We start from the raw sequence: 24,876 nt of genomic DNA on the forward strand, positions 1-24,876 counted from the left end.
CCAGCGGGGGTGGTCTGGCTCGGTTGTTCTTCCTTCTCTCCCAGCGTTTTTTTGCCTGGAAGGCACGTAGTGCCGAGCAGGGTCGGAGGTGGGAGCGCAACCCGGAAGGCGGAGGAGGAGAGGTTGTCGGCGCGATGTGAGGGAGCGCAGCGACCGCGTGCCGAGAACGTCGGAGGAGCCGGCCGCGCAGCGGCTTGCGTGGACGCCGCAGGCCCGTACGTTGCCGAAGGCTTCCAGGCAAAAATGCGCACAGCGCACAGCACCGCGTCGACCGGAGGTCGGCGTCCATGTCGGTGCCCGCGTCCGAGATCGTCTGCGCACCAGGGGCGTGCTGCTCCATCGGGCCGCACGTGCTGCCTTTGTATGCAGTGCGTACCGCTGAGAAGCCGCATATCTCCGCGGAGTAGGCCGGTTCCGCCGCGCCACGGGTGCGAGCATGACCGTAGGAGGCCTGGATGCGTGACGCGGTGATGGTCGTCGAAGACGACGTCGAGATGGGCGAGCTCATCAAGCGGGGCCTCACCGGCGACGGCTACGACGTCGACCTGTTCTCGAACGGGGTCGACGCGCTCAATTCGGCGCGCGAAGCGGACTACTCCGCGGCGATCCTCGACGTGATGCTCCCGGGGATGAGTGGCTTCGAGATCTGCCGGCACCTGCGCGCGAGCGGTGCCACGCTCCCGGTGATCATGCTCACCGCCCGCGACGCCCTGCAGGACCGCGTGTTCGGCCTCGACGCGGGCGCCGACGACTACCTCGCGAAACCGTTCCACTTCGAGGAGCTCTCCGCCCGCCTCCGAGCGATGATCCGCAGAGAGCACCTCACGAACCGGGCACCGGTCGTGCTGGGAAATCTGCGCGTCGACCCCTACGCGCACGCCGCGACGATCGACGGCGCCGTCCTGCCGCTGAGTCCCAAGGAGTTCGGAGTCCTCCGCGCGCTCGCGGCGCGTGCCGGGGACTTCGTGCCGCGGGAGGAGATCCTGCTCGAAGTGTGGGGGTCGGCGGACTTCGTGGACCACAACATCGCGGAGCAGTACGTCAGCTACCTCCGCCGCAAGCTCGTCGCCGGTGCCGCGTCGGTCGAGATCGTCACCCGTCGGGGTGCGGGCTACCGGCTCGGGGGGAAGCCGTGAGCTGGCGGTCCCTGTCGATCCGGGTGCGGATCACGGTGTCGAGCCTGCTGGTCGCGATGCTGTTCTTCGGGATCGTCGCGATCGTCGTCCGCGAGCAGCTGGACCACATCCTCGACGCCTCCACCATCGAGCTGGTCCGCTCGGGAGCGTCGCGGGCGCTGATCGAGGAGAGCCGCGACACCGCCGAGGCGGTCGTCGGCGGCGTCAGCAGGACACTCCTCCTCGCCCTGGCGATCCTCTTCGTCGTGTTCGCTGTGACGTCCTGGGTCCTCGTCGGCCTCGCGCTGCGCCCCGTCGGCAGGATGCGCGCGATCGCCGACCGGCTGCGCCAGGGACGCTCCACCGAGCTGCTCCCGGTCGGGCCCGCCCGCGACGAGCTCTCCGACCTCGCCTCGACCCTGAACGCGCTGATCGCGGACCTGCGGGAGTCGGCGGACCGGGAGCGGCGGCTCGTCGCCGACGCGAGCCACGAGCTGCGCACCCCGCTCGCCGCGCTGCGCACCCGGCTCGAGCTCGCTGAGCGGGTCCGCGACGATCCGGCGGCTCTCTACGCCGATGTCGTCGACGCGCGCCGCTCGATCGACCGCCTGCAGTCCCTGACGGACGGGCTGCTGATCCTGTCGAGGATCGACGCGGGCATCGCTACCGGCGACGCCTCCTCGGCGGCTCTGCGGGAGGAGGTAGCCGACAGCGTCGACCGCGCCCGGATGCTCGCCCGCGAGCGGGACCTCGCGATCGACTTCGTCGCCCCCGCCTCGATCGTCGCCGCCCGGTACCCGATCTCCCCGACCGATTTCGGCCGGATCCTGGACAACCTGCTCGCGAACGCCGTCACTGCGACGCCCGACGGCGGCAGCGTCAGCGCGACCCTCGTCGAGCGCGCCGAAGAGATCGTCCTCTCCGTCGACGACGACGGCCCGGGCGTTCCTGACGCGTTCCTCGCGGTCGCGACTGACCGTTTCACCCGCCCGGATGCCGCCCGCTCCCGCGACGGCGGCGCCGGCCTCGGGCTCGCGATCGTCGCCGGTCTCAGCCGCGCCGCCGGCGGCGAGCTCCGACTCCGCAACCTCGCCCCCCACGGCCTCGGTGTCGACGTCCGCATCCCCGCGACGCAGCCCCACCCGACCTCTCGCAAGGAGAACCGATGATCGACCCCCAATCCCTCCTCGACGGCGCCGGCCCCTGGGCGATCGCCCTGGTCTGCCTGATCGCCTTCGTCGAGACGGGCCTGCTGATCGGGTTCTTCCTCCCCGGTGACACCCTCCTCTTCTTCACCGGTGTCTTCGTCGCGACCGGCGTGATCTCCCTGCCGGTGCCGCTGGTGATCCTGATGGTCGCCGCCGCCGCGTTCCTCGGCGACCAGCTCGGGTTCGTCATCGGCCGCGCGAGCGGGCCGCGGATCTTCGAGCGCAAGGACAGCGGGCTCTTCAGCCGCTCGAGCGTCGCCCGCACCCAGTCGTTCTTCGACCGGTTCGGCGGCTGGGCGGTCACCATCGCCCGCTTCGTGCCGGTCGTGCGCACCTTCGCCCCCGTCGCCGCCGGCGTCGGGAAGATGCACTACGGCCACTTCGTCGGCTTCAACGCCCTCGGCGCCGCCGTCTGGTCCACCGGCGTGATCCTCCTCGGCTTCTTCCTCGGGCAGATCCCCGGCGTCGCGGACTTCGTGGGGAAGTACATCGACATCGTCCTCGTCGGCATCGTCGTTCTCAGCCTCGCCGGCATCGCCCTCACCTACTGGCGGCAGAAGAACCGCGCCGGACGCGACGCCTGAGCCCAGCGCTCAGGGGGTCGCCGTGACGGCCGCGCGCGGTCGGCGGAGCGCGATCACCGCTACCAGCAGCATGAACACCGCGAGGGCCGCGAGCGTGACCGGGCCGGTGCCCAGGCCCAGGCCCTTCCGGTCGACCGGATCCGCGAGCCAGTCGCAGACCGAGGCGCCGAGCGGTCGCGTGACGACGTAGGCGGCCCAGAACGCGAGGACCGCGTTCCGCCCCGTGAACCGGTGCGCGAGCGCCGGCACCGCGATGACCGCCGCGAACAGGACCGCGGACGGCAGGTAGCCGAACCCGAGCGTCGACGCGGTCAGGTCCCCGGCGGCCGTGCCGAGCGCGAAGGTCCCGGAGACGGCGAGCCAGTAGAACGCGGAGCGGCGCGGTGTCGTGATCGAGTGGATGGACAGCGTCCGCTCCACCCGCCACCACACGACAAAGACCGCCGCGAGCGCCACCGCGAACCCGAGAGTCGAGACGAGGTACGGGACCTCGGCGATCACGTGAAGCACGTCGGCGGCCATGGTGCTGAAGACCCTCACCATCAGCACCGCCAGCCAGTACACCCAGGGGACGTACCGGCGGGCCGCGAACTGCAGCGCGAGTGCCGCGAGGAACGCGAGCCCTGTCGCGCCGACCACGATCACCGGGTCGAACGCGGTCGCGAGGAAGTCCGACGCCGTCTCGCCCATCCCCGTCGTCAGCACCTTGAGGATCCAGAACAGCGCCGTCGCCTCGGGCACCGTCGAGGCGGCGTACCGGCCGGCGACGAGATGTGAGCGGATCCGAGGGAGCGGAGGTCGGCGCTGATCGGTGAGGTGCGTCATGCCGCCATGCTCGGGCAGCCTGCGGCACCCGGGCCTGGGGGCTTCGCCGGGTCCGTTGAACAAGCGCACAGCGACCCGCTCACCGGCAGCGCTGCCCGCTGCCTTCCGCCGTCATCTGGTCGGACGGTGCCCGGAGAAGCGCCGCCAACGGAACGACGGTGATGCAGCACGTTCGGTGTGCAGCCTGACCGCGAGCGGCGCCCAGACGATCAACGCCACCCCGGCGCCCAGGAGCAGCCCGCCGACGGTGTCGGAGATCCAGTGCGCACCGAGGTACGTGCGGCTGAGCATCATCGCCACCGTGTAAAGGGCTCCGGCGATGCGGACCCACCACAGCGGGAAGACGATCGCGAGGACCATCGCGGTCGTGGCGGCGTTCGCGCTGTGGCCGGAGGGGAACGAGCCGAAGTCGGCGTTCACGAGGATCTCCAGCGGCCGCGGACGCCCCACCGCGTTCTTGAGGATCTGCACCAGCAGCCCGCTCAGCGGCGCGGCGATCGCGAAGTACGTCGCCGCCCAGCGACCCCGCCAGACCAGCAGCGCCACGAACACGACGAGCGGGACCACGATCGTGCCGACGATCCCGCCGCCGAGGCTGTTCATCACCAGCAACGGCACCAGCCAGAACGTCGACCGGTGCTCGATGATCTCGTTCATCCACGCGGTGTCGAACCCGAACGGCTTGTCGTGCTCGCGGTAGAAGATCAGCGCGGCCAGAAGTCCCGTGAGCAGCACCGCGAGGCCCGCCGAGATCAGCGGCCAGCGTCGCGCCGCCCGATAGGCGATCGCACCGTCCGGTAGGGGTTCCCGGTTCGGCATCAGTGTCGTCCTCGTCTCTCGACGCGAAGCACGCCGCAGAAGTCCACGCTATGAACGAGCCGTCTGTGGCGGCGGCGGATTCCCCTGCATCCGTTGTGAAAGCACAGAGCCTCGACCCCATCAGCTCGGTACCGACCTGATCGCGTTCGGGTACTTCGGGTCGTTGTGAGCAAACACAACGCAGCACGGCGCATCCCGAGCCGCCGCCCACGTCCCGACTGAGACTCTGCGGGCATGGACATCTCAACGACGGCAGCACCGTCCCGCGGCCGGCGGCTGCTCAGCAAGGTCCCCGAGGTCACGATCTGGTTCTGGATCATCAAGATCCTCTGCACCACCGTCGGCGAGAGCTTCGCCGACTGGATCAACATGGTCCTCGGCGTCGGCCTCATCGCGACCGCCGTGATCTTCATCATCGTCACCGCAGTCGTGCTCGCGATCCAGATGCGGCTGCGCCGCTACCTGCCCGCCGCGTACTGGCTGACCGTCGTCGTCATGAGCGTCACCGGCACCCTGCTCACCGACATCCTCACCGACCAGCTCGGCGTCCCCCTCTGGGCCGGCTCCCTCGTCTTCTCCGTGCTGCTCGCGATCGTGTTCAGCGTCTGGTACTCGAAGGAGCGCACCCTCTCCATCCACAGCATCGACAACACCCCGCGCGAGGCGTTCTACTGGCTCACCGTCCTCGTCACCTTCGCGCTCGGCACCGCCCTCGGCGACTGGACCCTCGAGCTCACCGGCTGGGGCCCCGGCGTCTCGATCCTCTTGCCCCTCGCCCTGATCGCCATCGTCACGGGCCTCTGGCGCTACGGAGCGAACCCCGTCCTCGCGTTCTGGATCGCCTAAATCCTCACCCGCCCCCTCGGCGCCAACATCGGCGACTGGCTCGGCCTGTCCCCCGACGAGCAGGGCCTCGGGCTCGGCACCTTCGTCACCAGCATCATCTTCCTGCTCGCGATCCTCGCCACCGTCGTCTACCTCTCCCTCAGCAAGGCCGATGTCGACAAGGGCGCATCCGAGCACTACACCACGCCAGTCGCCCGCGAACGCCGTTCACTCGTCGCCTTCGCGGTCCTCGCCGTCGCCGTCGTCGGGCTGCTCGCCTTCACCAACAGCCAGCCGCACACCAGTCCGGCACCGGAAGGCGCAGCCCCGGCCTGCGATGCGTCGGGAACGCTGTCCGCAGCTGACGCGAAGGCATCCGTTCAGACCGACTTCCCCTCCGCCGACGTGCAGAACTTCCAGACGATCACCGCCGACACCCTCGCCCTCGTCACCAGCGGCGATCAGGCCGGCGCGAAAGCCCGCGCCACCGACCTTGAGACCGCCTGGGACGACGCGGAGCCCGCACTGAGCGCCGCGAACTGCCAGACGTGGACCTACGTCGACCAGCAGATCGACCCCGTTCTCTCCTCCGTCCGCGCCGGCAGCCCCGACCCGGTTGTCGAGAAAACGAGCATCCAGGACCTGCTGACCACTCTCGCCGGACGCTGACATGAGGCGTCAAGGTCTTCTTTTGCGACCCGAATCTGGCCTCCTCCGACCAATTGATCACTGCCGCCCTGCCCTGCCGCCGCCGCATCGGCATCAGCGCGACTCAACACATCGATCGGAACCGGTCGGTGACAAATCGGTCCGCTACTGAACCCATGCTCGAGCTCGTAGACGCACTCCGAGCACACGGGGCTGCCGACCAGGCCGGCGTCCGCGAGGTGCTCCACCCAGGGGTGCGAGCACTCACCACAGACCTCAGCGAGCAGAACCCGGAACCGGGCGCGGCGCGAACGGCGAGCGTCAGCTCGCCGTTCGCCACTGCGAGAGGCCGACCATCACGTGAGCGTAGCGAGCGCGCCACCAAGCAATCGCGCGCTTCGCCTCATACGCATCGCCTCTGGCGTCCCGTTTGGGGATTCCCATACGGACGGTAACTAAGGATCTATCCGGCGGTGATCAGCTCGCCGGGCGCACCGAGAGACGCGAGGGCGACATGGCACTGTGACGTCAGGAGCTTTCCGCTGATCCCGTCGTAGACGGCGGTGAAGACGTCCACCCGATGGAGGTCGAAGCCATAGGGCACGTCTGTTCTCTCCGCGGGCGCGTGCACGGTCAGCGCCCAGACCGGCTCGTCCTGTGCGACCCAGTAGTGGTCCGCGAGAGCGGGGTCATAAGCGGCGAGCTCCTCGTACGTGGTTCCGACCGCGTAGATCGGGTACTGCTTCTTCTCCTCCGCACTGAGCGTCGAGAGCTGGACTCCGGTGCCGTTAGCCAGGTCGAGCGCCGGGTTCGTCAGCTGCTGGACGTCGATGATCGGTCCCTCAGAGGCGGCGGTGGCAATGGGGGTGCCCGGCGGACCCTCTGGCGGAACGGTGGGTGTCAGGGACTCCGTCATCTCTGTTGGTTCGGCAGGCGTCTCGGTGGAGATGGGGGTCGTGCTGGCGGTGGCGTCGATGGTGACGGGGCCGGAGCGGATGCGCATCGTCGTGGAGGTCTGGGTGAGGCTGACGTCCTCGGCGCCCAGCACGTCCATGAGCCACTGCTCTCGTTCGTCGGCGGCGTCGAGGCAGCCGACGTACGTCGTCGCGGGGCCTCCGGTGACCACCCACACGGAGGTCTGCAGGCCGGCGGACTGGAGGTCGTAGGTGAGCGTGTTGCAGGGACCGTCGACGCTGAGCTGCGACCGGCCGTCGGTGCCGGTGATGCGAAGGCTGACGGGGTGATCGAGCAGCCATCCGCCCGATCCCTGGTCACCGACGACCGAAGTGGTCTCGTAGACGAGCCTGGTCGCGACTTCGGCGCCGAGCAGTTCACCCGGCACCTGCGCCGTCGACGGCGACCCGGGGCTGCTGGCGCTCGTCGCGCATCCACTGGCGAGGAGCGCCGCGGAGAGGCAGAGGATTATGAGGGGGAGGACTCTCGCCCGCCTGACGGTCACTGGTCCACTCCGGTCTGCGTCGCGGGCGGGTTGGTGCAGTCGACCGCGGTGGTCAGTCCCGTGAATATCTCGATCCGGCCGCCCTTTTGGCACACCTGCGTTCCTGCGAGGGAGAACAAGGCGGCGTCCGTCCCGTCTGCGTCGGTCCCAGCGAGCGCAGCACACGCCGCTGCGAGCGACGCAGTGGACTGCTTCGCGGGCGTCTGAATCTCGCCCGACAGGGCGACGCCCTGCCCGTCCTGTTCCCAGCAGGTGACGGGCGCTGCGACCGGAGTGCCGCGCTCCGTCGTCACCGCCGTGAGGACAGCGACGCTGAGAATCGCGCCCGCGATGCCGGCGAGGGTCACCGCCGCGGCCTGGCCGAGACGTCGGCGGCGGCGGATGCGGTGCGCGAGGCGTGCGCTGATGCGCTCGAGCTGCTCGTCGCTCAGGTCAGGATCGTCCATGGTCTTCTGTCCGTTCCGTCAGGGTTCTCGCCAGTGATGTCCGCACCCGCGAGAGGCGGTTGCGGACAGTCCCGTGGGACAGGCCGAGGGAGCGAGCGGCATCGCTGTAGCTGAGGTCGTCCTCGATGCACGCCGTCCAGATCGCCCGGTCCGTCGCGCTCATCTGCTCGACCAGACGCCGCACGTCGAGCAGCCGGTCGCTCGTCTCCGCGTCGACGCCGCGAGAGGCGGTGTCGTCGGAGAGGGGCAGGTGGCGTCGGCGCTGCTCGCGGCGGTTGGTCGAGAAGCTGAGGTTGCGTACCGTGACCAGCAGCCAGGGCAGCACCGACTCCCCCACGATGCGCACGCCCGAGCGGCGCTGCCAGAGCAGGAAGAAGCTCTCCTGCACGACGTCCTCGGCATGACCGGCGTCCGCGAGGAAGCTTCCCGCGGCGCGGTAGACCGCGCGGCCGTGCATCCGGAAGAGAACGTCCAGCGCCGACGGGTCACCGCCGCGAAGACGATTTACCAGCGTCACCTCAGCAGCACCGACCATCCGACATCACCCCCTCAGTAGTGAATGCCCTCAGAGCACGGTTTCGTCTCAGGCGTCATTAACGAACTTTGTCGGTTCGACAGTGCCTCTGTGACCTATCCCCTACCGGACGCCCGCCAGATCATCATCCGCGCGCGACGGTCGGCCTGGCATCGCGCCGCCGTGATCATCGCTCGGGAGTCGAGGGACGGCCTTAAGGCATGTGGGAGGCGATGGCCGCGAGGGCGAAGCCGACGAGTGCGGTCGGCAACGCCAGGATGCACCAGACGATTTCCCACCCGTGGTGAGCATGGGCCCCGCTTGTCGCGCGAATGACGGTGAGGACCCAGACGCTGATAGCGCTGGTGAGGGCGACGATGCCAGCCGCGAGGAGGAAGGCTTTCCCTGCTGCGGCCTCCTCGTCGGTGGGCATCAATCCCATGCCGATTCCTCTCTCACTGATGGAGAGGTAGGTCAGCATGACGGGCGCGACGATCATCCCGAGGACGGCGATCGCGGCGATCACCGGACTCAGGGGTCCCTTCCGAGCGACGTCAACCACGCAGTGCACACTATCCGCGCGTCGCTAAGCCCCCCCTGCGAGCGGGCCGCTCGTCGTCCGGCATGGAGACGCCCTGCCGGACGCCCGCTGGACCATCCCCATACGGGACGCGCACAAGGCGCTCGGGTTCGCGAGACTGAACTGATGTCGGGGTTGCTGGTCATCGATCTCGTGTCGCGCGTGATCAGAGCCCGCTGCGGCCGAGCCGCGGCGCACGAGAGGTGACGCGCCCGACGTCGGGAATCAGCACGCCTCATGATTCACGGCGACGGAGAACAGGACATCAACCGGCCGATCTGCGGCGTCGGCTCAGTGCCCAGACGAGCGCGCCCGCAAGGAGCACCGCGCAGGTCAGCCCGGCGACGTGCAGGACGAGCGAGAGCGTCCCGTTCTCGGGGAGCAGGAAGCCGTAGGGCACCCACCCGTCGGTCGCTCCGCGGACGAGCACGACGACGACCCAGACGATCGGGTAGGGCAGGACCACCCACAGCCGGCGCCAGGAGAGCGGCCCGCGGTCGTTGACGACGATCCAGTCGAGGAGGACGAGCGCGGGGAGCACCACGTGCAGGACGGCGCTGACCCAGGGCGGGGCCGTCCCGGTACCGGGAACGAGGGGGTTGTAGATCACGGCGACGACGATGGAGTAGGCCGTCGCCGCGCCGCGGACGTAGCTCAGCCACACGGGCGTCGGACGGCGGGCGAGCGCGACCGATCCGGCGACGATCAGCACCGCGCTCGCGAGCAGGCTGGTCTGGTTCGTGAAGTAGCCGAAGTAGTCGAACGGATTCGGGTCGCCGACCGCAATGCTCAGCGCGTAGGTGTGGAGGATCACCGCGACGGCGGCTGCACCGACGGCGATGCGCGCTACACCCACGAATGGGCGGGTCGGTGCCGGGGAACTCATCGGGTCAGCCTAGGAGCCGTCGGGCTTCCTGATGACCCGCAGCAGACCGGCTGACAGCGGTCAGCCCGCCGGCACCGTCCGCATCTCCTCGCCCACCGAGGTGTGCAGATCGCCGCTTCGACTGGGGCTCTGCACCATCGATGACTCTGTCCGAGTGCGAATGACGGGGGTCCGTGTCACCCTGACTGCATGGGTTAACTCCCGGCCGGCGCTGGGCTCTGCCTCTCCCCTTCGTCTCTTCCCAGCCGGTGCAGCACTGACGGGATCGGGCAGGCTCGCCTGGCTAGCGCTACCGAGGGGTGGGTGCTTGCATGGCCCTCATGTCGACCCCATTCACGCCTCAGCCCTCCTCGCCCCGCGCGGAACCGCACGACAGCGCGATTTCAGGGCGGCTGAACTGGTTGCGAGCGGGCGTGCTCGGCGCGAACGACGGCATCGTCTCGGTCGCCGCTCTCGTCGTGGGTGTCGCCGGAGCGACGACCGCCACGGCACCGATCCTGACGGCGGGCGTCGCAGGGGTCGTCGGCGGTGCGATCTCGATGGCGCTCGGCGAGTACGTGTCGGTGAGCAGCCAGAGCGACAGCCAGCGCGCACTGATCGCGAAGGAGCGGGTCGAGCTGGCCGAGGATCCCGACGGGGAGCTCGAAGAACTCGCCTGGCTCTATCGAGCGCGTGGCCTGACCCCGGAGACAGCGCATCAGGTCGCCCGCGAGCTGACCGAGAACGACGCTCTGACCGCACATCTGGAAGCGGAGCTCGGATTGAACGAGGAAGCGGTCGCCAGCCCGCTCGCCGCCGCCGGCGCCTCGGCGCTGCCGTTCCTTCTCGCTGCTGTGCTGCCGCTGCTGGCGATCCTGCTCCCTCCGCCGGACTGGAGGGTTCCGGTGACCTTCGCCGTGGTGCTGATCGCCCTCGCCGCGACCGGATACATCAGCGCACGGGTCGGCGGCAGCCCGGCTCTGCGCCCGATGATCCGCATCGTCGTCGGCGGCGCTCTGGCCCTCGCGGCGACGTTCCTGATCGGCCTGCTGCTCGGCACGTCCGGCGCAGTCTGATGTCCCGGATCCTCGTCGTCGAGGACGACCCGCAGATGGGTGCCCTCGTCGAGCGGGGACTGCGGGAGGACGGCTACGACGTGCAGCTCGTCGACAACGGCGTCGACGCGCTGATCGCCTTCACCGCGGGAGACGTCGATGTCGCCGTCGTCGACGTGATGCTGCCAGGGATGACCGGGTTCGAGGTCTGCCGACGGATGCGGGAGTCGGGCAGCACCGTCCCGGTCGTGCTGATCACGGCGCGGGACGCCGTCGAGGACCGGATCTTCGGGCTGGACTCGGGCGCCGACGACTACGTCACCAAGCCGTTCCACTTCGGCGAGCTGAGCGCCCGGATCCGCGCACAGATCCGGCGCCGAGCCAGCGGCCCGCAGCCAGTGGTCCAGATCGGAGCGCTGCGCCTGGATGCCCTGTCCGTGCGCGCGACGGTCCGAGAGCGTCCCTTCGCGCTGAGTGTCAAGGAGCTCACGCTGCTGCGCTTCTTCGCCGTGCATCTCGATGAGGTACTGACCCGGACGGAGATCCTCGCCGAAGTGTGGGGGTCTACGGAGACGTTCGAGCCGACCCTCGTGGATCAGTACGTCAGCTACCTCCGCAAGAAGCTCGCCCTCGCCGACACAGGCCTCCGGATCACGACCGTCCGCGGCGCCGGATACCGGCTGGAGCGCGCCGAGTGAGGTTGCTGCGCTCCCTGTCGATCAGCTCCCGGATCACCCTCGGCAGCCTCCTCGTCGCGCTGATCGGGGTCGGCGTGATCACCCTCGTGCTGCACGGGCAGTTCCGCAGCATCGTCGTCGCGTCCGAGGTGACCCTCGCCGAGGGCGACCTCGCCCCGTATCTCGCCGATCTGGGATCGGACCCGACCGAGACCCCCGACCCTCCGGCCGAGGGGATCCTGATCTTCGCGCGCGCTCCCGGCGGAGCGGTCCCCGTCGATACGATGCCGCACGACGTCCACGAGGTTCTGGAGCGCAGCACCGGCAGCGACGGCACCTCGACGGTGATGACCGACGAGGACGTCCGGTTCACGATCGTCTCCCGGACCCTGGACACGAGTGCGGGCACGTGGGAGCTGTGGGCGGCTCGCAGCGGCGCCGGCAGCGACCTGACCGTCGCGGCCCTGGACCGGACGCTGCTCGTCAGCGCCGCGGCCCTCGTGATCCTGTCCGCCCTCGCCGCATGGCTGCTCACCGGCGCCGCCCTGCGTCCGGTCGAGCGGATGCGCCGCACCGCCGCGTCGCTCGGCGACCGGCACGGCGGCGAGCTTCCCGTAGGCCCGGCGACTGATGAGCTGTCGGATCTGGCGGAGACGTTGAACGCGTTCATCGCCCGGACGCGGGACACCGCCGATCGGGAGCGGCAGATGGTGTCCGCGGCCAGCCACGAGATCCGCACGCCGCTGGCAGTCGTCATCACCCAGCTCGAACTCGCGCACCGGCACTTCGGCGACGCGGACGCCCTCGAAGAAGAGATCCGCGCCGCCGAGGGGTCCCTCGCCCGCCTGTCCCGCCTGGCGACGAACCTCCTGGAGCTCTCCCGGCTGGACGCCGCCCCGCCCGTCACCGCGCGCGCGACGGCGAGCGAGCTGGAGACCGAGCTGATGGACTCCGTCGACCGGCTGAGGACGATCACCGGCGGCACCGGCCCCGACATCGAGCTCGATACCGCGATCGAGCGCGCCGACGCGCCCTACCCGCTCTCGGTGAGCGCGTTCTCGCGGATCCTCGACAATCTCGGCGCGAATGCGATCGCCGCGACGCCTCCTGCCGGACGCATCACCCTCCTCCTCGAGCAGCACGATTCCACCCTCGAGCTGAGCGTCCGGGACACTGGGCACGGCATCCCGGAGGAGTTCGTGCCGCACGCGTTCGAGCGCTTCTCTCGACCCGACGAGGCGCGCACCAGCCGCGACGGCGGCAGCGGGCTCGGGCTCGCCCTCGTCGCAGCTCTCGTTGACACCGCGGACGGATCGGTCACCATCGAGAACTGTCGACCCGCCGGAGTGAGGGTGACGGTCGTGCTGCCCGAGCGGTGACATGTGAGACCTCGAACACGAATCGGACTCCGGCGGGGAATCGGCACGCATCCCTCATAGTCGACACCAAGACTCCCCCGCGACGGTAGGAGCGCGCCCCCGGAAACCCGAGGTCGGCGCATGCGACACCGACCGGAGGGCGCCGCCGTGAGCACCACGATCCGACCGACCAACGCACCCGCACCCCACGCGCCGACCACGCTGCGGCGGTCGCAGGCCGACCGCGAGCGATCCCTGCGTCGGCGCCTGCGTTCCGCGGACGCGCTCGTCACCGCCGGCTGGGTCTCGGTCGCCCTCGCCATCGCGCTCTACCTCGCAGCCGGCGGGCCCGCGGAGGCCACCGATATCGCCGGAGCTCTCACGGCCGCAGGGATCGTCGCCGGCCTCGTCGGCACCGACCTGATCCTGGTCATGCTCGTCCTCGCCGCCCGGATCCCCTGGATCGATCGCACCTTCGGCCAGGACACCACGACGGCGCTGCACCGTCGCCTCGGCAAGCCCGCCCTGTCTCTGATCCTCGGGCACGGTGCCCTGCTCACCGTCGGCTACGCCCTCACCGACGGGCTGACGCTGTGGAACGAGACACTCGCTCTGTACTCCGGCGCCGACATGCTCCTGGCGCTGCTCGGCAGCACCCTGCTGGTGCTCGTCGTCGTCACCTCCCTCGTCGCCGTGCGCCGCCGCTTCGCGTACGAGGCGTGGCACGCGATCCACCTCCTCAGCTACGCGGCGGTCCTCGTCGCCGTCCCCCACCAGCTCTCCGCCGGCCAGGTCCTCGCCGGGAGCACCCCGCAGCGCGTCTACTGGCTCGCCCTCTACGTCCTGGCGTTCGGAGCGATCGCCGGGTTCCGGTTCGCGGTGCCCGTACTCGCCACCCTGCGGCACCGGATCCGGGTCGAGGCCGTCGAGACGATCGCCCCCGGCGTCTTCTCGCTCCACCTCTCCGGCCGCGACCTCTCCCGCCTCGGCGTGATCGGCGGGCAGTACGCGATCTGGCGGTTCTGGAGCCGCGGCACCTGGTGGCATGCGCACCCGATCTCCTTCTCCGCCGTCCCGACCGACACCCGCGCTCGGATCACCGTCCGCGCACTCGGAGCCGGGACCGACCGTCTCGCACGACTGCGCCCCGGGACCGCGGTCTCGATCAAGGGGCCCTACGGGATCTTCACCGACGTCGCCCGCACCGCCCCGCGGCTCGCGATCATCGCCGCCGGCATCGGCATCACCCCCGCCCGAGCGCTCCTCGAGCACGGCGGCCTCCGACCCGGCGAGGCCACCGTCCTGCTGCGCGCCACCGACGACTCCCAGACCTACCTCTGGGACGAGACTCGGACACTGGTCCGCAGCAGCCGCGGCGCGCTGTTCGGGATGATCGGCCGGCGGCCCGCAGGGCTGGCGACGTGGATGTCCGCCGAGTCCGTCGCCCGAGGTGTGACGATCACCTCGGCACTGCCGGGCCTGCTCGACTCCGACCTGTTCGTCTGCGGTCCGACCGCCTGGGCCGACCTCGTCGTCCGCGACGCGCGAGCGGCAGGCCTGCCCGACCGGCAGATCCACGTGGAGAGGTTCGACTGGTGAGAACACGAGCAGCAGTCGCCAGCGTCCTCGCCTCCCTCGCCGTCCTCGTCGTCGGCTGGCAGATGGGATCCGCCGGCGCCACCGGGTCCCCGCTCGCCACCGGGACGAGCGACACCACAGCCACGGAAGGAGCGGCTCCCGCGGTGACCACGCCGACCCCGGCCGGCGCCCCCGCCTCGACGACGCCCTCCGCCGGCGCGCCCACCGACCCGTCGGCCGGTACGAGCTCGACGGCCACTGCGAGCCCGTCCGCCTCGGCCGACGGCACGTGGACCGGCTCATCTGTTCCGACTCGCTTCGGCGCTGTGCAGGTCGCGATCACCGTCGCCGGCGGGCAGATCACCGACGTCACGGCCGTGCACCTCACGGACAAGGACGGCCGGTCCGTGTCGATCTCGCACCGGGCCGCGCCGATCCTGCGTCAAGAAGTCCTCGCCGCCCAGTCCGCGAACGTGCAGGCGGTCAGCGGAGCGACCTACACCAGCGACGGGTACCTCACCTCCCTGCAATCGGCGATCGACCAGGCCGGACTCTGACCGTGCACACGTTCACGACGATGGGCACCGTCGTCAGCCTGCGCGCCGCCGACGACACCCCGGTCGGCGACGTCGAAGCCGTCTTCGCCGACGCCGACGCCCGCTTCAGCCTGTACCGGCCGGAGTCGGAGGCGTCCCGGATCGCCCGCGGCGAGCTCGCGCTGACGGCCGCGTCCGAGCAGATGCGGACCGCCTACACCGAATCGCTGCACTGGCGAACGGCGACGGACGGCGCCTTCACCCCGCACCGGCCCGACGGGGTCATCGACCTCGCCGGAACCGTCAAAGCGACCACCATGGCGCACGCGGCCCGGCTGCTCGGCGACGGCGAATGGCTCCTCGATGTCGGGGGAGACGTCCTCACCTCGCCCGCCGACAGCTGGACGATCGGGATCGTGGATCCCGGCGACCGGCAGGCGCTGCTCTGCATCGTCCCCCTCGGCGACGGTCGCCGCGCGATCGCCACCTCCGGGACCGCCGAACGCGGAGAGCACGTCTGGCGCCGACCTGCCGAGCCCGGTGACGTCCCCTTCGTGCAGGTGTCCGTGATCGCCGAGGACTTCGTCACCGCCGACGTCCTCGCGACCGCGATCCTCGCCGGCGGCGTCGGGACGCTCGACACCGTCACCGACCGCTTCGACGTCGACGTCCTCACCATCGACGCCGCCGGTGCCCTTCTCGTGACCGACCGGCTCCGCCGCCTGATCGCACCGGCGAGCCGGCACACGTCCTGACTCCGCTCGGTCGGCTCCTCGCATATCGGCGGTGAAGCGGGGAGTCGGCTCGGAGGACGGGCGAGTGATCGTTCGAGGGCTCACACGAACACGTCCAACGGCAGAGCGCGCAGGGCGGGGCGCGTTAGCGTCACGAGGACAGCCCCCCTCTCGACCGAAGGCGCCCCCGATGAACGACTGGCAGATCAACGGCCTCCCCCTCCACCCGCTCCTCGTGCACGCCGTCGTGGTTCTGCTCCCCCTCGCCGCACTGATGCTCATCCTCGGCAGCCTCTGGCCGGCCGCCCGCCGCAAGTTCGGGATCCTCACCCCGATCATCGCCCTCGCCGCGCTGATCGCCGTCCCGCTCACCACGCAGGCCGGTGAAGCGCTCGAACGACAGACGGAGCCGTCCGCGATCCTCGAGAAGCACACCGAGCTCGGCGACCACCTGCTCCCCTGGGCTGCCGGCCTGTTCCTCGTCGCCCTGGTCCAGTGGCTCTGGTTCCGCCGCACGCGACGAACCGAGGACCGAGCCGCCACCACCCGCCGCCCCCTCGTCGGAATCGTGCTCGCCGTCGCAGCGATCGCCATCTCCGTCGGAGCGACCATCGACGTCATCCGCATCGGCGACTCCGGCGCACAAGCAGTCTGGTCCGACTCCACCTCGAGCACCAGCACCGATCAGGCACCCGCGCCCGATAGCGACGACGACTGACCCACCCGATCTCGGGCACTGCCCTCTCCGGCTGACACCGCCCCCTCTTCGCAGGAGGATGGTGTGAGTTCCTCAGCACTCGACGCCATCTGCGAGGTCCTCGGCTGCCAGGTGGGCGACATCCTGACTCACGTGCCGGACGACGTCGGGAGCAGTACGGATCGGCTCGGTGACCGAGCGGCCCGCTGACACGTCGCACCTCGGTGGTCGACTGGTCACCGCGGGCGTCGTCCAGCTGGTGGCCGTCGTCGCGCTCAATGTGCTGGGGCCGATCGTGCCCGTCTGAAGGATCTCCGGCCCGAGCGCTCAGGGTCCACTGCGGTCCCCGATCTGTCGCCTCTGCTCCGCTGGGCGATCGCCGCGGCGGTGTTCCTCGTCTGGGCCTGGTCGACGGCGTGGCCGGCCGGCCCGGAACGCACCCGCGACCTCGCCCGCCACGAGGACCGGTCCCGGAAGCTGGTCGACTCGCTCATCATCGCCGCCACCTTCTTCAGCCTCGTCCTCGTGGTCGTCGCACTCCTCCGCAGCCAGCAGAAGGACCCCGTCGGATCCGCGGCCGCGATCCTCGCGGTCGTCGGGGTCGTCGCGGCCTGGGCGCTCGTCAACACCGTCTACGCCTTCAAGTACGCGCGCATGTACTACCTCGACGACCGCCACCGCTTCGACTTCGACCAGGACGAGGACCCGTCCTACAGCGACTTCGCCTACACCGCGTTCTCGATCGGGATGGCCTACAGCGCGAGCAGCATCACCCAGTCCTCCACCCCCTCACGCCGCGTAGCCCTGGCCCACGCCCTGCTGTCCTACTTCTTCGGCACCTTCGTCGTCGCCGTCGCCATCAACCTCATCACCGGCCTCACCCAGGGAGGGTGAGGATCGCCGCACATCCGCAGGCAGGAGTGTCGGAGCTCGATACTGATGTCATGGCATCACCGCTCGTCTCCGACGTCGCTCACTCCGGTCTCACCGTGGCCGACCTCGACGACGCGCTGGTGCTGTGGTGCTCCGGTCTCGGGTTCGTGCTCGAGCGCACCTTCACGCTCGACGTGGAGGTCACGGCGGCGACCACCGGCGTCCGTGGAGCCGTGATCCGCGCAGCGACGGTGACCCTCGGCCCCCACCGTGTGGAGCTGCTGCAGTACGACCCGCCCCGACAGCTCGAGTCCGCCGGCTCGCCCGCACAGGTCGGCACGGTGCACATCGCGCTCACGGTCTCGGACCTCGATCGTGTCCTCGAGCTCTGCGCTGGACACGGTTGGAGACCGGTCGGGACACCTCACCGGATGACCGCTGGCGCCCGAGCCGGCACGCGCATCATCTACCTCGAAGGTGCCCTCGGCGGATTCCTCGAACTGATCGCGCCCCCGCAGCTCCCGTAGGCCGCGTCGGCCGATCGCGTCGAGGGCCCGATCTCTCAGCCCGCCAACCTCGCCATCCACTCCTCCACCGCGTCGGGCGTGCGCGGCATCGCCGCCGAGAGCAGGATCGACGACGTCTCCGTGACCACGAGGTCGTCCTCGATCCGGATGCCCAGCCCCCGCAGCTCGGCGGGGACCGTCAGGTCGCCCGGCTGGAAGTAGAGGCCCGGTTCCACGGTGAGCGTGTGGCCGGCCGCGAGCACTCCGCCGAGGTACGTCTCGTGCGGAGCGTGGTTGCAGTCGTGCACGTCCATCCCGAGCATGTGCCCGGCGCGGGAGATGCTCCACCGGCGGTGGTACGACGCGGACGGGGCCATGGCCTCGTCGACGGAGCAGCGGATCAGGCCGAGGTCGATCAGCCCCTCGGTGAGGGCTCGCCCGCACGCGTCCTGGTAGTCCTGGAAGCGCACTCCCGCGCGCAGGGAGTCGATGCCGGCCTGCTGCGCGCGCAGCACGATCGAGTACACGTCCCGCTGCAGCGGGGTGAACTCCCCGCTGACCGGGAAGGTCCGGGTGATGTCGGCGGCGTAGAGCGAGTGCAGCTCGACCCCCATGTCCATCAGGACGAGATCGCCCTCGGCGAGGGGCCCGGTGTTCCGCGTGTAGTGCAGGGTCGTGGCGTGCGCTCCCGAGGCGACGACCGATCCGTAGGCCGGCCCCTGTCCCTCGACCAGGGCGCGGCGGGCGAAGGTGCCCTCGAGGTAGCGCTCGCCGCGGGGCATCGCGCGGGCGACCGGCCACGCCTCGAGGCAGTCGTCGAAGCCCCGCGCCGTGCCGTCGACGGCGAGCTGCAGCCGTCCGATCTCCCAGTCGTTCTTGATCAGGCGCAGCTCGTCGAGCGTCGCCTTGAGCACGAGGTGCGGTCCGAGCTCCGGCCCGCAGATGCTCCGCACCAGCTCGTCGACGCTCTCGTCGAGGGTGGGCAGGACCCGGATGCGCCGGGCCCGCCGCGCGGCCCGCTCCACGTCGCGGGTGAAGTCGGCCAGCGGCCGGGTCTCGATGCCCAGCGCCGCCTGCGTCTCGGCGAGCGACGGCCGCGGCCCGACCCAGAGGTCGCCGAGCGCGTCGTTCTGCCAGAACTCGTCTCCGTCGCGGCCGGAGGGAGCACGCAGGTACAGGATCGAGCCGGCCTCCCCTCCCGTCGTGTCGACGACGAGCACGCTCTCGGCGACTCCGTTGCCCGTCAGCCACACGTGGTCGGTGCCCGGGCGGAAGCGGTGGTCGCTGTCGTTCGAGCGCACCCGCGGCAGGCCGGCGGGGATGATCAGCAGCTCGGCGGGCAGCGCCTGCGCCAGTCGCGACCGGCGCTCCGCGGTGTAGGCGAGCACCGGGTCGTCGGGGTCGATCACCGGCTCCGGATCGGCCCAGCCGGCGGTCATGAACGCGCCGTCCCCGGGGAGCGGGCTGCGGTTCACGGCCCTCGGCATGCTCCAGAGTGCGGACTCCTCTGCCCGGGCCTCCTCCACCGCGCTCACGCGCCCGTCCGCTCCAGCGCGTCGGGCAGCTCCTCGAGCCAGGCCGCCCGGTCGGCGTCGAGTGGAGCCAGCGGCAGCCGCCCCAGGCCGTCCGGCAGCGGGATCGCCGCGAGCAGCGCTCGCGTGTACGGGTGCAGCGGGCTCTGCCACACCGTCTCGGTGTCCCCCGACTCCACGACCCGGCCGCGGTACATCACGAGCACCCGGTCGGCGATGCGCCGGACCACCGAGAGGTCGTGCGAGATGAACAGCATGCCCGCGCCGGCCTCGACGCTGAGCGAGCGCATCAGCGCGGCGACGCTCGTCTGGGTCGAGGCGTCGAGGGCCGAGATCGGCTCGTCGGCCACGAGCATCCGCGGCCGCGCCGCGAGGGCCCGCGCGATGGCGATGCGCTGCTTCTGGCCGCCGGAGAACTCGTGCGGGAACCGGCTCGCCATCGCCGGGTCGAGCCCGACGCGGCGCAGCCAGTCGGCCGGATCCGAGCCCTCGGCGCCCCGGGCGAGCGCCGCCCGGACGCCGTCGCCGATCTGCTCGCCGATGCGGCGACGGGGGTTGAGCGAGGAGTTCGGATCCTGGAAGACCATCTGCATGCCGGTCATCACCGGACTGCGCCGACGGAGTCCGAGCGCGGGCACGTCGACGCCGTTCAGGCGCACGTCGCCACCGCGGCGCTTCTCGATGCCGACGACGGCGCGCGCGAGGCTCGACTTTCCGCAGCCGCTCTCGCCGACCAGCGCCACGACCTCGCCGGCCGCCACCCGGAAGCCGACCCCGTCGACGGCACGCAGCGGCGGTCTCCGCTCGTACTCGACGACGATGCCGTCGGCCTCGAGAACCACTCCCGCGCTCATCGCGCACCCCTCTCGACGTCGCCTGCCGTGGCCGCGCCCGGATCGTCCGCGGCGGCGGCCCTCTCGTGCCCCTCGACGAGCTCGGCGACCAGCTCCTCCGGGCTCTCCTCGAAGCTCGAGCCGGGCAGAGCCGCGAGCAGCGCCCGCGTGTACTCGTCCTCGGGCGCGGTGAACAGCCGCTCCCGCGGAGCCGACTCGACGACGAGCCCCCGGCGCATCACCGTCACCTCGTCGGCCACGGCGCTCATCACGCCGAGATCGTGGGTGACGAGCAGGATGCTCAGCCCGCCGTCGTCGACCAGCTCCCGCAGCAGCTGCAGCACTCCGGCCTGCACGGTCACGTCGAGCGCGGTCGTCGGCTCGTCGGCCAGCAGCACCGAGGGCTCGCACGCGAGCGCCACCGCGATCGCGATGCGCTGCCGCTGACCGCCGGAGAACTGGTGGGGGTAGCGCCCGAGGGAGGCCCGGGCGTCCGGCACCCGCACCCGCTCGAGCAGGGCCTCGGCCCTGGACCGCGCGGCCTCCTTGCCGAGACCGAGGTGGTGGCGCAGGTGGTCGGTGAGCTGGCGGCCCACGGTGAGCTGCGGGTGCAGGCTCGTCGACGGGTCCTGGAAGACCATGGCGACCCGGCGTCCGCGCACCGTGCCGAGCACCTGCCGGGACGCGCCGACGAGCTCCGTCGTGCCGTCGCCGGTGTCGTCGGCGAGGCGGATGCTCCCGCTGGCCGTCATCGATCCGGGCAGCACTCCGACCACCGCCAGGGCGGTCATCGTCTTGCCCGAGCCCGACTCCCCGCCGAGACCGTGGATGGCGCCGCGGCGCAGCGCCAGATCGATGCCGTCCACGACGGCGTGGCTGCGGGTGCGGATGCGCAGCCCGCTGATGGTCAGTGCGTCGCTCACAGCGTGGCGCCTCCTCCGCGGATCGTCTGCGACCGCGGGTCCAGGGCGTCGCGCAGGGCGTCGCCGACGAAGTTGAACGCGATGACGACGGTGAGGATGGCCAGGCCCGGGAAGACCCCGATCCACCACGCATCGAAGTTCTGGATGGCGTCCGACACCATCGAGCCCCACTCGGCGGTCGGCGGCTTCGCGCCGAGCCCGAGGAACGACAGCCCCGACAGCAGGAGGATGGCCGTGCCGATGTCGAGGCTCGCGAGGACGAGCACCGGGCCGACGATGTTGGGCGCGATGTCGCGGACGAGGGAGCGCAGCGGCGAGAAGCCGAGCAGCTGGCCGGACACGACGTAGTTCGACGAGCGGAGGCCGAGGACGAGACCGCGGGTCAGCCGGGCGTAGGACGGCCATGACACGATCAGCGCCGCGAGCACCGCGTTCAGGAGCGACGCTCCGAGCGCGGCCGCTATCACCATCGCCAGGATGACCGTGGGGAACGCCATCACGAGATCGGTGATGCGCATCGCGACCTCGTCGACCGCACGGCCGAGGAATCCGGCGACGGATCCGACGATCGCGCCGATCAGCACCGACATCACGACGAGCAGCAGGGCGAGCGGGATCGTGACCCGGGCACCCCAGATCACCCGCGAGAACACGTCCCGGCCGAGCGCGTCGGTCCCCATCAGCGTGCCCTCGCCGGGCGCCTGGAGGAGGGGCAGGTCCTGCGCGAGCGGATCGTGCGGGGCGATGACGGGGGCGAGCACGGCGATGAGGATCCAGAGCACGCCGACGGCGGCGCCGAGGAGTCCGAGCGGCGCCGACCAGCGGCCCAGGCGCAGGCGGGGGCGGCGCAGGCGGAGGCCGGGGGCGGCGACCGGGTCGAGCACTCCGGCACCGACGCCGTCGCGCGGACCGGCCGGAGCGCCGTCGCGCGGATCGGACCGGGTGGTTCGCGGATCCGTCACGAGGCCAGCCTCACTCTCGGGTCGAGCACGCCGTACAGCAGGTCGACGATCAGGTTCACGAGCAGGTACATCACGCCGATGAGCAGGCCGACGCCCATGATGCCGCGCAGGTCGAGGTGCGACGCGGCCTGGTAGGCGTAGGAGCCGATCCCGGGCCAGCCGAAGACCGCCTCGACGAGCACGGTGCCGCTGAGCAGGCTGCCGAAGGCGAGGCCCACGACGGTGAGGATCGGGATGCTCGCCCCGCGCAGCACGTAGGAGAAGGTGACCGCGCGGTTCGGCAGCCCCTTCGCGCGGGCGGCCCGCACGTAGTCCTGGTCGAGGATCTCGAGCACCGCGGTGCGCACGAACCGGGTCAGCAGGCCCACCGTGTAGAGCGTCAGGACGAGGACGGGGAGGAAGAGGTGCGACGCCGCGTCGAGGAAGGTGTCGAGCTGGCCGGCGAGCAGGGCGTCGACCGTGTAGAGGCCCGTCACCGTCGGCGGCGTGGTGAAGTCGCTGCTCAGCCGGCCGGATCCCGGCGCGATCCGGAGCTGGAAGTAGAGGACGTAGTAGAGGACCAGCGCGAGCCAGAAGGTCGGCACGCTGAGGCCGGCCAGCGACACGACGCGCAGAACGTGGTCGGAGGCCCTGCCGCGCCGGTAGGCGGCGACGGTGCCGAACAGCACGCCGACGATCACGCTGAGCACGATGGCGCCGAAGGCGATCTCGAGGTTGGCCGGCAGCGCCTTCGCCAGGTCGGCGACCACCGGGTTGTGCGTGGTGGTGGAGACGCCGAGGTCGCCGTGCAGCAGGTTGCCGAGATAGGTGAAGTACTGCACGACGAGCGGCTGGTCGAGACCGTACTGGGCGCGGAACTGCGCGACGATCTCCGGATCCTCCGCAGCGCGCTGGCCGAGAGCGGCCGCCACGGGGTCGCCCGGCACGAGGTTGGTCAGGATGAAGGTGACGAGGGTCACGCCCACCACCAGCAGCAGCGAGGTGAGCACGCGGCGGAGCGCGTAGCGGAGGAACGGGTGGGCCGCCCGGCCCCCGCGCTGACGCGGGGTCCGGACGGCCGTCGTGGTGGTGGACACGGGCTACTGCGCGGTGAGGGCCGCGATGTCGATGGTCCACACCGCGTTGTAGACGACACCCGAGACGTCCTTCGCCGCGGCGATGTTGTTGCCGGGCTGGAGCAGCGGGATGAAGGGGCCGTCGGCGTTCAGCGCGGTCTGCAGCTCCTCGAAGCGCGACTGGCGCTCGTCGTCGCTGCCGCCGGTGGCCGCGGCGTCGGCCAGCGCCGAGATCGCGGGGGCCGCACCGTCGGTCCAGCCGGAGCGGAGACCCACGACGTCGCCCGGGGTGAAGACGAGGTAGTCGCTCGGGTCCGGGTAGTCCGGGCCCCAGTACCAGAGGCCCATGGTCTCGGTGCCGTTGCGGTAGGCGTCGAGCTCGGTGGCGACGGGGGCCGGGGCGAGCTCGACGGTGATGCCGGCGTCCTTCAGCTGCGACTGGATGCGCTGCGCGATGGTCGGGAAGTCGATGCCGTTCAGGCTGATGTCGCTCGGGAAGTTGAGCGTCACGGACTCGCCGGCGTAGCCGCTCTTCGCGAGGTCAGCCTTCGCGGCGTCGAGGTCCTGGGTGAGCGCGCCGCTCTCGGGCAGGGCGCCGAGCAGCATGCTCGGGATGACGCCGGACGCCTGGGCGGTGCCGTTGCCTGCGATCGAGACGAGGTCGTCGTAGTCGACGGCCTCCTTCACAGCCTTCACGAAGTCGGGGTTCGACGTGATCGCCGAGACGCTCGGGTTCTGGTTGAGCAGCAGGAAGATCACGTTCGCCGACGGGTCGCTGGTCACCGCGACCGAGTCGCCGAGCGCCTCCGCCTGAGTGCCCGAGAGGTCCAGCGCCACATCGGCGCTGCCGCCCTCGACGTTGATCTTCTGGGTCGCACCCTCGACGTTCTGGATGACCACGCGGCCGTAGCCCGGGGCGTCGCCGTCGTAGTTCTCGTTCGCGGTCAGCACGACCTGCGAGGCGAGGTCGAGCGTGTCGAGCACGTACGGGCCGGAGCCGGCGGAGGTGGTGTTGAGGAACGTCTCGGCGGTGTCGGTCTCGTCGGTGGTGCCGCCGTTCTCCTTCACGACCTTCGAGTTCAGGATGCCGAGCGCCGGGTTCGCCAGGATCGCCGGCAGGGCGGGCGTGGGGTTCTCGGTGGTCAGCACCACCGTCGTGTCGTCCTTCTTCGTGACGGTGACGCCGTCGAGGAGGAACGAGGGGTTGCCCTTGAGGCCGATCACGCGCTGCAGCGAGAACACCACGTCGTCGGCGGTCATCGCGGTGCCGTCCGAGAAGGTGTGCTCGCCGTTCAGGGTGAGGGTGAAGGTCTTCGCGTCGTCGGCCTGCTCGAGGCTCGCGAGGCCGTCGACGACCTGCGAGACGTCGCCGCCCTCGAAGGTGAGGAGGGTCTCGTAGAGCGCCTTGTCGACCATCTGGCCGGTCGGCTCGTACATGCGGCCCGGGTCGGCGGTCTTGAGGTCGAACGCCTTGTTGATGGTGAGCGTCGCGCTGCTGCCGTCGGCGGTGTCGACGCGGCCCGAGGAGCAGCCCGCCACCAGAAGGGCGAGGGAGACCGCCGCAGCGGCGATCACCACTCGCGTCGGGGCGGAGCGCGGGGTGCGGGTGGAGCGGACAACCATGGAGGCCTCCTGGCGAGGGTTCGGCTGGACGTGTTGCGAAACGATG

At 70.8% G+C, this 24,876-nt stretch carries 28 protein-coding genes and 1 pseudogene; 16 read left to right on the forward strand and 13 right to left on the reverse strand.

Annotation, left to right across the window (positions count from 1 at the left end; genetic code table 11):
- Positions 1 to 455 precede the first annotated feature (455 nt).
- From C5C33_RS02150 to C5C33_RS02160, 3 genes are read left to right on the forward strand one after another with little or no spacing between them, the layout of a single operon-like run.
- Positions 456 to 1,136, forward strand: a complete 681-nt coding sequence (locus C5C33_RS02150; RefSeq protein ID WP_104260264.1) for a response regulator transcription factor — start codon at positions 456 to 458, stop codon at positions 1,134 to 1,136.
- Positions 1,133 to 2,284 (forward strand): HAMP domain-containing sensor histidine kinase, encoded by a 1,152-nt coding sequence (locus C5C33_RS02155; protein ID WP_104260297.1) that lies wholly within the window; start codon positions 1,133 to 1,135, stop codon positions 2,282 to 2,284. Before C5C33_RS02150 ends, C5C33_RS02155 begins: the two co-directional genes overlap by 4 nt.
- Entirely contained in the window at positions 2,281 to 2,907 is a 627-nt protein-coding gene (locus C5C33_RS02160) for a DedA family protein (protein WP_104226507.1), read from the forward strand. The genes C5C33_RS02155 and C5C33_RS02160 overlap by 4 nt, the downstream gene beginning before the upstream one ends.
- Before the next feature lie 9 nt (positions 2,908 to 2,916).
- Here the strand turns inward: C5C33_RS02160 and C5C33_RS02165 are convergent, their stop codons facing one another.
- Together C5C33_RS02165 and C5C33_RS02170 are read right to left on the reverse strand one after the other, a co-directional pair.
- Positions 2,917 to 3,732, reverse strand: coding sequence for a hypothetical protein (locus C5C33_RS02165; RefSeq protein WP_104260298.1), 816 nt, complete (start codon positions 3,730 to 3,732; stop codon positions 2,917 to 2,919).
- Between the two features lie 111 nt (positions 3,733 to 3,843).
- Positions 3,844 to 4,551: a phosphatase PAP2 family protein gene (locus C5C33_RS02170; RefSeq protein ID WP_181136171.1), complete on the reverse strand. Its 708-nt coding sequence runs from the start codon at positions 4,549 to 4,551 to the stop codon at positions 3,844 to 3,846.
- Between the two features lie 234 nt (positions 4,552 to 4,785).
- Between C5C33_RS02170 and C5C33_RS18875 the strand changes: the two genes are divergently transcribed.
- The 3 genes and pseudogenes from C5C33_RS18875 to C5C33_RS18885 all read left to right on the forward strand — a co-directional run bounded on the left by C5C33_RS18875 (position 4,786) and on the right by C5C33_RS18885 (position 6,045).
- Positions 4,786 to 5,397 carry a hypothetical protein gene (locus C5C33_RS18875; RefSeq protein ID WP_258069157.1) on the forward strand — a complete coding sequence of 204 codons (612 nt, stop codon included), beginning with the start codon at positions 4,786 to 4,788 and terminating at the stop codon, positions 5,395 to 5,397.
- Positions 5,398 to 5,532: pseudogene (locus C5C33_RS18880) on the forward strand (hypothetical protein); the annotation flags it as partial. It lies immediately after the preceding gene.
- Positions 5,533 to 5,781: 249 nt separating this feature from the next.
- Complete coding sequence (locus tag C5C33_RS18885) at positions 5,782 to 6,045, forward strand: hypothetical protein (protein WP_258069155.1); 264 nt, start codon at positions 5,782 to 5,784, stop codon at positions 6,043 to 6,045.
- Positions 6,046 to 6,487: 442 nt separating this feature from the next.
- On the opposite strand, the gene C5C33_RS18340 is transcribed toward C5C33_RS18885, so the two are convergent.
- The 5 genes from C5C33_RS18340 to C5C33_RS02200 form a co-directional block, all read right to left on the reverse strand.
- Positions 6,488 to 7,366 (reverse strand): hypothetical protein, encoded by an 879-nt coding sequence (locus C5C33_RS18340; protein ID WP_181136174.1) that lies wholly within the window; start codon positions 7,364 to 7,366, stop codon positions 6,488 to 6,490.
- A 113-nt stretch (positions 7,367 to 7,479) separates the two neighbouring features.
- On the reverse strand, positions 7,480 to 7,929 hold the full coding sequence (locus tag C5C33_RS02185) for a hypothetical protein (protein ID WP_104260259.1): 450 nt from the start codon (positions 7,927 to 7,929) through the stop codon (positions 7,480 to 7,482).
- Complete coding sequence (locus tag C5C33_RS02190; RefSeq protein ID WP_104260258.1) at positions 7,916 to 8,464, reverse strand: RNA polymerase sigma factor; 549 nt, start codon at positions 8,462 to 8,464, stop codon at positions 7,916 to 7,918. Before C5C33_RS02190 ends, C5C33_RS02185 begins: the two co-directional genes overlap by 14 nt.
- 193 nt (positions 8,465 to 8,657) lie before the next feature.
- Positions 8,658 to 9,005, reverse strand: coding sequence for a hypothetical protein (locus C5C33_RS02195; protein ID WP_146081505.1), 348 nt, complete (start codon positions 9,003 to 9,005; stop codon positions 8,658 to 8,660).
- Positions 9,006 to 9,288: 283 nt separating this feature from the next.
- Positions 9,289 to 9,879 carry a Pr6Pr family membrane protein gene (locus C5C33_RS02200; protein WP_258069158.1) on the reverse strand — a complete coding sequence of 197 codons (591 nt, stop codon included), beginning with the start codon at positions 9,877 to 9,879 and terminating at the stop codon, positions 9,289 to 9,291.
- 350 nt (positions 9,880 to 10,229) lie between these two features.
- Between C5C33_RS02200 and C5C33_RS02205 the strand changes: the two genes are divergently transcribed.
- From C5C33_RS02205 to C5C33_RS02250, 10 genes are all read left to right on the forward strand, one after another.
- A complete protein-coding gene (locus C5C33_RS02205; protein WP_258069159.1) occupies positions 10,230 to 10,964 on the forward strand; it encodes a VIT family protein in 735 nt (244 codons plus the stop codon).
- Positions 10,964 to 11,641: a response regulator transcription factor gene (locus C5C33_RS02210; RefSeq protein WP_104226516.1), complete on the forward strand. Its 678-nt coding sequence runs from the start codon at positions 10,964 to 10,966 to the stop codon at positions 11,639 to 11,641. The genes C5C33_RS02205 and C5C33_RS02210 overlap by 1 nt, the downstream gene beginning before the upstream one ends.
- Positions 11,638 to 12,999, forward strand: a complete 1,362-nt coding sequence (locus tag C5C33_RS02215) for a cell wall metabolism sensor histidine kinase WalK (protein WP_146085730.1) — start codon at positions 11,638 to 11,640, stop codon at positions 12,997 to 12,999. The genes C5C33_RS02210 and C5C33_RS02215 overlap by 4 nt, the downstream gene beginning before the upstream one ends.
- Before the next feature lie 147 nt (positions 13,000 to 13,146).
- The gene (locus C5C33_RS02220; protein ID WP_258069160.1) at positions 13,147 to 14,577 is read left to right on the forward strand and encodes a ferredoxin reductase family protein; all 1,431 of its coding nucleotides are present in this window, start codon (positions 13,147 to 13,149) and stop codon (positions 14,575 to 14,577) included.
- The gene (locus C5C33_RS02225; protein WP_258063405.1) at positions 14,574 to 15,113 is read left to right on the forward strand and encodes an FMN-binding protein; all 540 of its coding nucleotides are present in this window, start codon (positions 14,574 to 14,576) and stop codon (positions 15,111 to 15,113) included. Before C5C33_RS02220 ends, C5C33_RS02225 begins: the two co-directional genes overlap by 4 nt.
- A 2-nt stretch (positions 15,114 to 15,115) precedes the next feature.
- Positions 15,116 to 15,847: an FAD:protein FMN transferase gene (locus C5C33_RS02230; RefSeq protein ID WP_258069152.1), complete on the forward strand. Its 732-nt coding sequence runs from the start codon at positions 15,116 to 15,118 to the stop codon at positions 15,845 to 15,847.
- A gap of 169 nt (positions 15,848 to 16,016) precedes the next feature.
- Positions 16,017 to 16,544, forward strand: coding sequence for a DUF2231 domain-containing protein (locus tag C5C33_RS02235; protein WP_104226519.1), 528 nt, complete (start codon positions 16,017 to 16,019; stop codon positions 16,542 to 16,544).
- Between the two features lie 63 nt (positions 16,545 to 16,607).
- Positions 16,608 to 16,733 carry a helix-turn-helix transcriptional regulator gene (locus tag C5C33_RS19200; protein WP_181127398.1) on the forward strand — a complete coding sequence of 42 codons (126 nt, stop codon included), beginning with the start codon at positions 16,608 to 16,610 and terminating at the stop codon, positions 16,731 to 16,733.
- 150 nt (positions 16,734 to 16,883) lie between these two features.
- Positions 16,884 to 17,417 carry a DUF1345 domain-containing protein gene (locus C5C33_RS02245; RefSeq protein WP_258069161.1) on the forward strand — a complete coding sequence of 178 codons (534 nt, stop codon included), beginning with the start codon at positions 16,884 to 16,886 and terminating at the stop codon, positions 17,415 to 17,417.
- Between the two features lie 50 nt (positions 17,418 to 17,467).
- The gene (locus C5C33_RS02250) at positions 17,468 to 17,923 is read left to right on the forward strand and encodes a VOC family protein (RefSeq protein WP_104223254.1); all 456 of its coding nucleotides are present in this window, start codon (positions 17,468 to 17,470) and stop codon (positions 17,921 to 17,923) included.
- 35 nt (positions 17,924 to 17,958) lie between these two features.
- On the opposite strand, the gene C5C33_RS02255 is transcribed toward C5C33_RS02250, so the two are convergent.
- The 6 genes from C5C33_RS02255 to C5C33_RS02280 are packed head-to-tail and all read right to left on the reverse strand — an operon-like array spanning position 17,959 to position 24,830.
- Complete coding sequence (locus tag C5C33_RS02255) at positions 17,959 to 19,377, reverse strand: aminopeptidase P family protein (protein WP_219812914.1); 1,419 nt, start codon at positions 19,375 to 19,377, stop codon at positions 17,959 to 17,961.
- Positions 19,378 to 19,433: 56 nt separating this feature from the next.
- Entirely contained in the window at positions 19,434 to 20,288 is an 855-nt protein-coding gene (locus tag C5C33_RS02260) for an ATP-binding cassette domain-containing protein (protein WP_104260250.1), read from the reverse strand.
- Entirely contained in the window at positions 20,285 to 21,190 is a 906-nt protein-coding gene (locus C5C33_RS02265; RefSeq protein WP_104260303.1) for an ABC transporter ATP-binding protein, read from the reverse strand. The genes C5C33_RS02260 and C5C33_RS02265 overlap by 4 nt, the downstream gene beginning before the upstream one ends.
- On the reverse strand, positions 21,187 to 22,152 hold the full coding sequence (locus tag C5C33_RS02270) for an ABC transporter permease (protein ID WP_258063303.1): 966 nt from the start codon (positions 22,150 to 22,152) through the stop codon (positions 21,187 to 21,189). Before C5C33_RS02270 ends, C5C33_RS02265 begins: the two co-directional genes overlap by 4 nt.
- Positions 22,149 to 23,228: an ABC transporter permease gene (locus C5C33_RS02275; RefSeq protein ID WP_104260248.1), complete on the reverse strand. Its 1,080-nt coding sequence runs from the start codon at positions 23,226 to 23,228 to the stop codon at positions 22,149 to 22,151. The genes C5C33_RS02270 and C5C33_RS02275 overlap by 4 nt, the downstream gene beginning before the upstream one ends.
- Before the next feature lie 3 nt (positions 23,229 to 23,231).
- Positions 23,232 to 24,830, reverse strand: a complete 1,599-nt coding sequence (locus C5C33_RS02280; protein ID WP_104260247.1) for an ABC transporter substrate-binding protein — start codon at positions 24,828 to 24,830, stop codon at positions 23,232 to 23,234.
- Positions 24,831 to 24,876: the final 46 nt, after the last annotated feature.

Source organism: Rathayibacter sp. AY1H3 (genome assembly GCF_002932015.1).

What these genes read in the sequence shown, in the direction of transcription:
- C5C33_RS02205 (WP_258069159.1), top strand. Translation starts at nt 10,230, where the DNA reads ATGTCGACCCCATTCACGCCTCAGCCCTCCTCGCCCCGCGCGGAACCG.
- C5C33_RS02235 (WP_104226519.1), top strand. Translation starts at nt 16,017, where the DNA reads ATGAACGACTGGCAGATCAACGGCCTCCCCCTCCACCCGCTCCTCGTG.
- C5C33_RS02190 (WP_104260258.1), bottom strand. Translation starts at nt 8,464, where the DNA reads ATGGTCGGTGCTGCTGAGGTGACGCTGGTAAATCGTCTTCGCGGCGGT.
- C5C33_RS02150 (WP_104260264.1), top strand. Translation starts at nt 456, where the DNA reads ATGCGTGACGCGGTGATGGTCGTCGAAGACGACGTCGAGATGGGCGAG.
- C5C33_RS02170 (WP_181136171.1), bottom strand. Translation starts at nt 4,551, where the DNA reads ATGCCGAACCGGGAACCCCTACCGGACGGTGCGATCGCCTATCGGGCG.
- C5C33_RS02280 (WP_104260247.1), bottom strand. Translation starts at nt 24,830, where the DNA reads ATGGTTGTCCGCTCCACCCGCACCCCGCGCTCCGCCCCGACGCGAGTG.
- C5C33_RS02260 (WP_104260250.1), bottom strand. Translation starts at nt 20,288, where the DNA reads ATGAGCGCGGGAGTGGTTCTCGAGGCCGACGGCATCGTCGTCGAGTAC.
- C5C33_RS02185 (WP_104260259.1), bottom strand. Translation starts at nt 7,929, where the DNA reads ATGGACGATCCTGACCTGAGCGACGAGCAGCTCGAGCGCATCAGCGCA.
- C5C33_RS02160 (WP_104226507.1), top strand. Translation starts at nt 2,281, where the DNA reads ATGATCGACCCCCAATCCCTCCTCGACGGCGCCGGCCCCTGGGCGATC.
- C5C33_RS18875 (WP_258069157.1), top strand. Translation starts at nt 4,786, where the DNA reads ATGGACATCTCAACGACGGCAGCACCGTCCCGCGGCCGGCGGCTGCTC.
- C5C33_RS02165 (WP_104260298.1), bottom strand. Translation starts at nt 3,732, where the DNA reads ATGACGCACCTCACCGATCAGCGCCGACCTCCGCTCCCTCGGATCCGC.
- C5C33_RS02250 (WP_104223254.1), top strand. Translation starts at nt 17,468, where the DNA reads ATGGCATCACCGCTCGTCTCCGACGTCGCTCACTCCGGTCTCACCGTG.
- C5C33_RS02210 (WP_104226516.1), top strand. Translation starts at nt 10,964, where the DNA reads ATGTCCCGGATCCTCGTCGTCGAGGACGACCCGCAGATGGGTGCCCTC.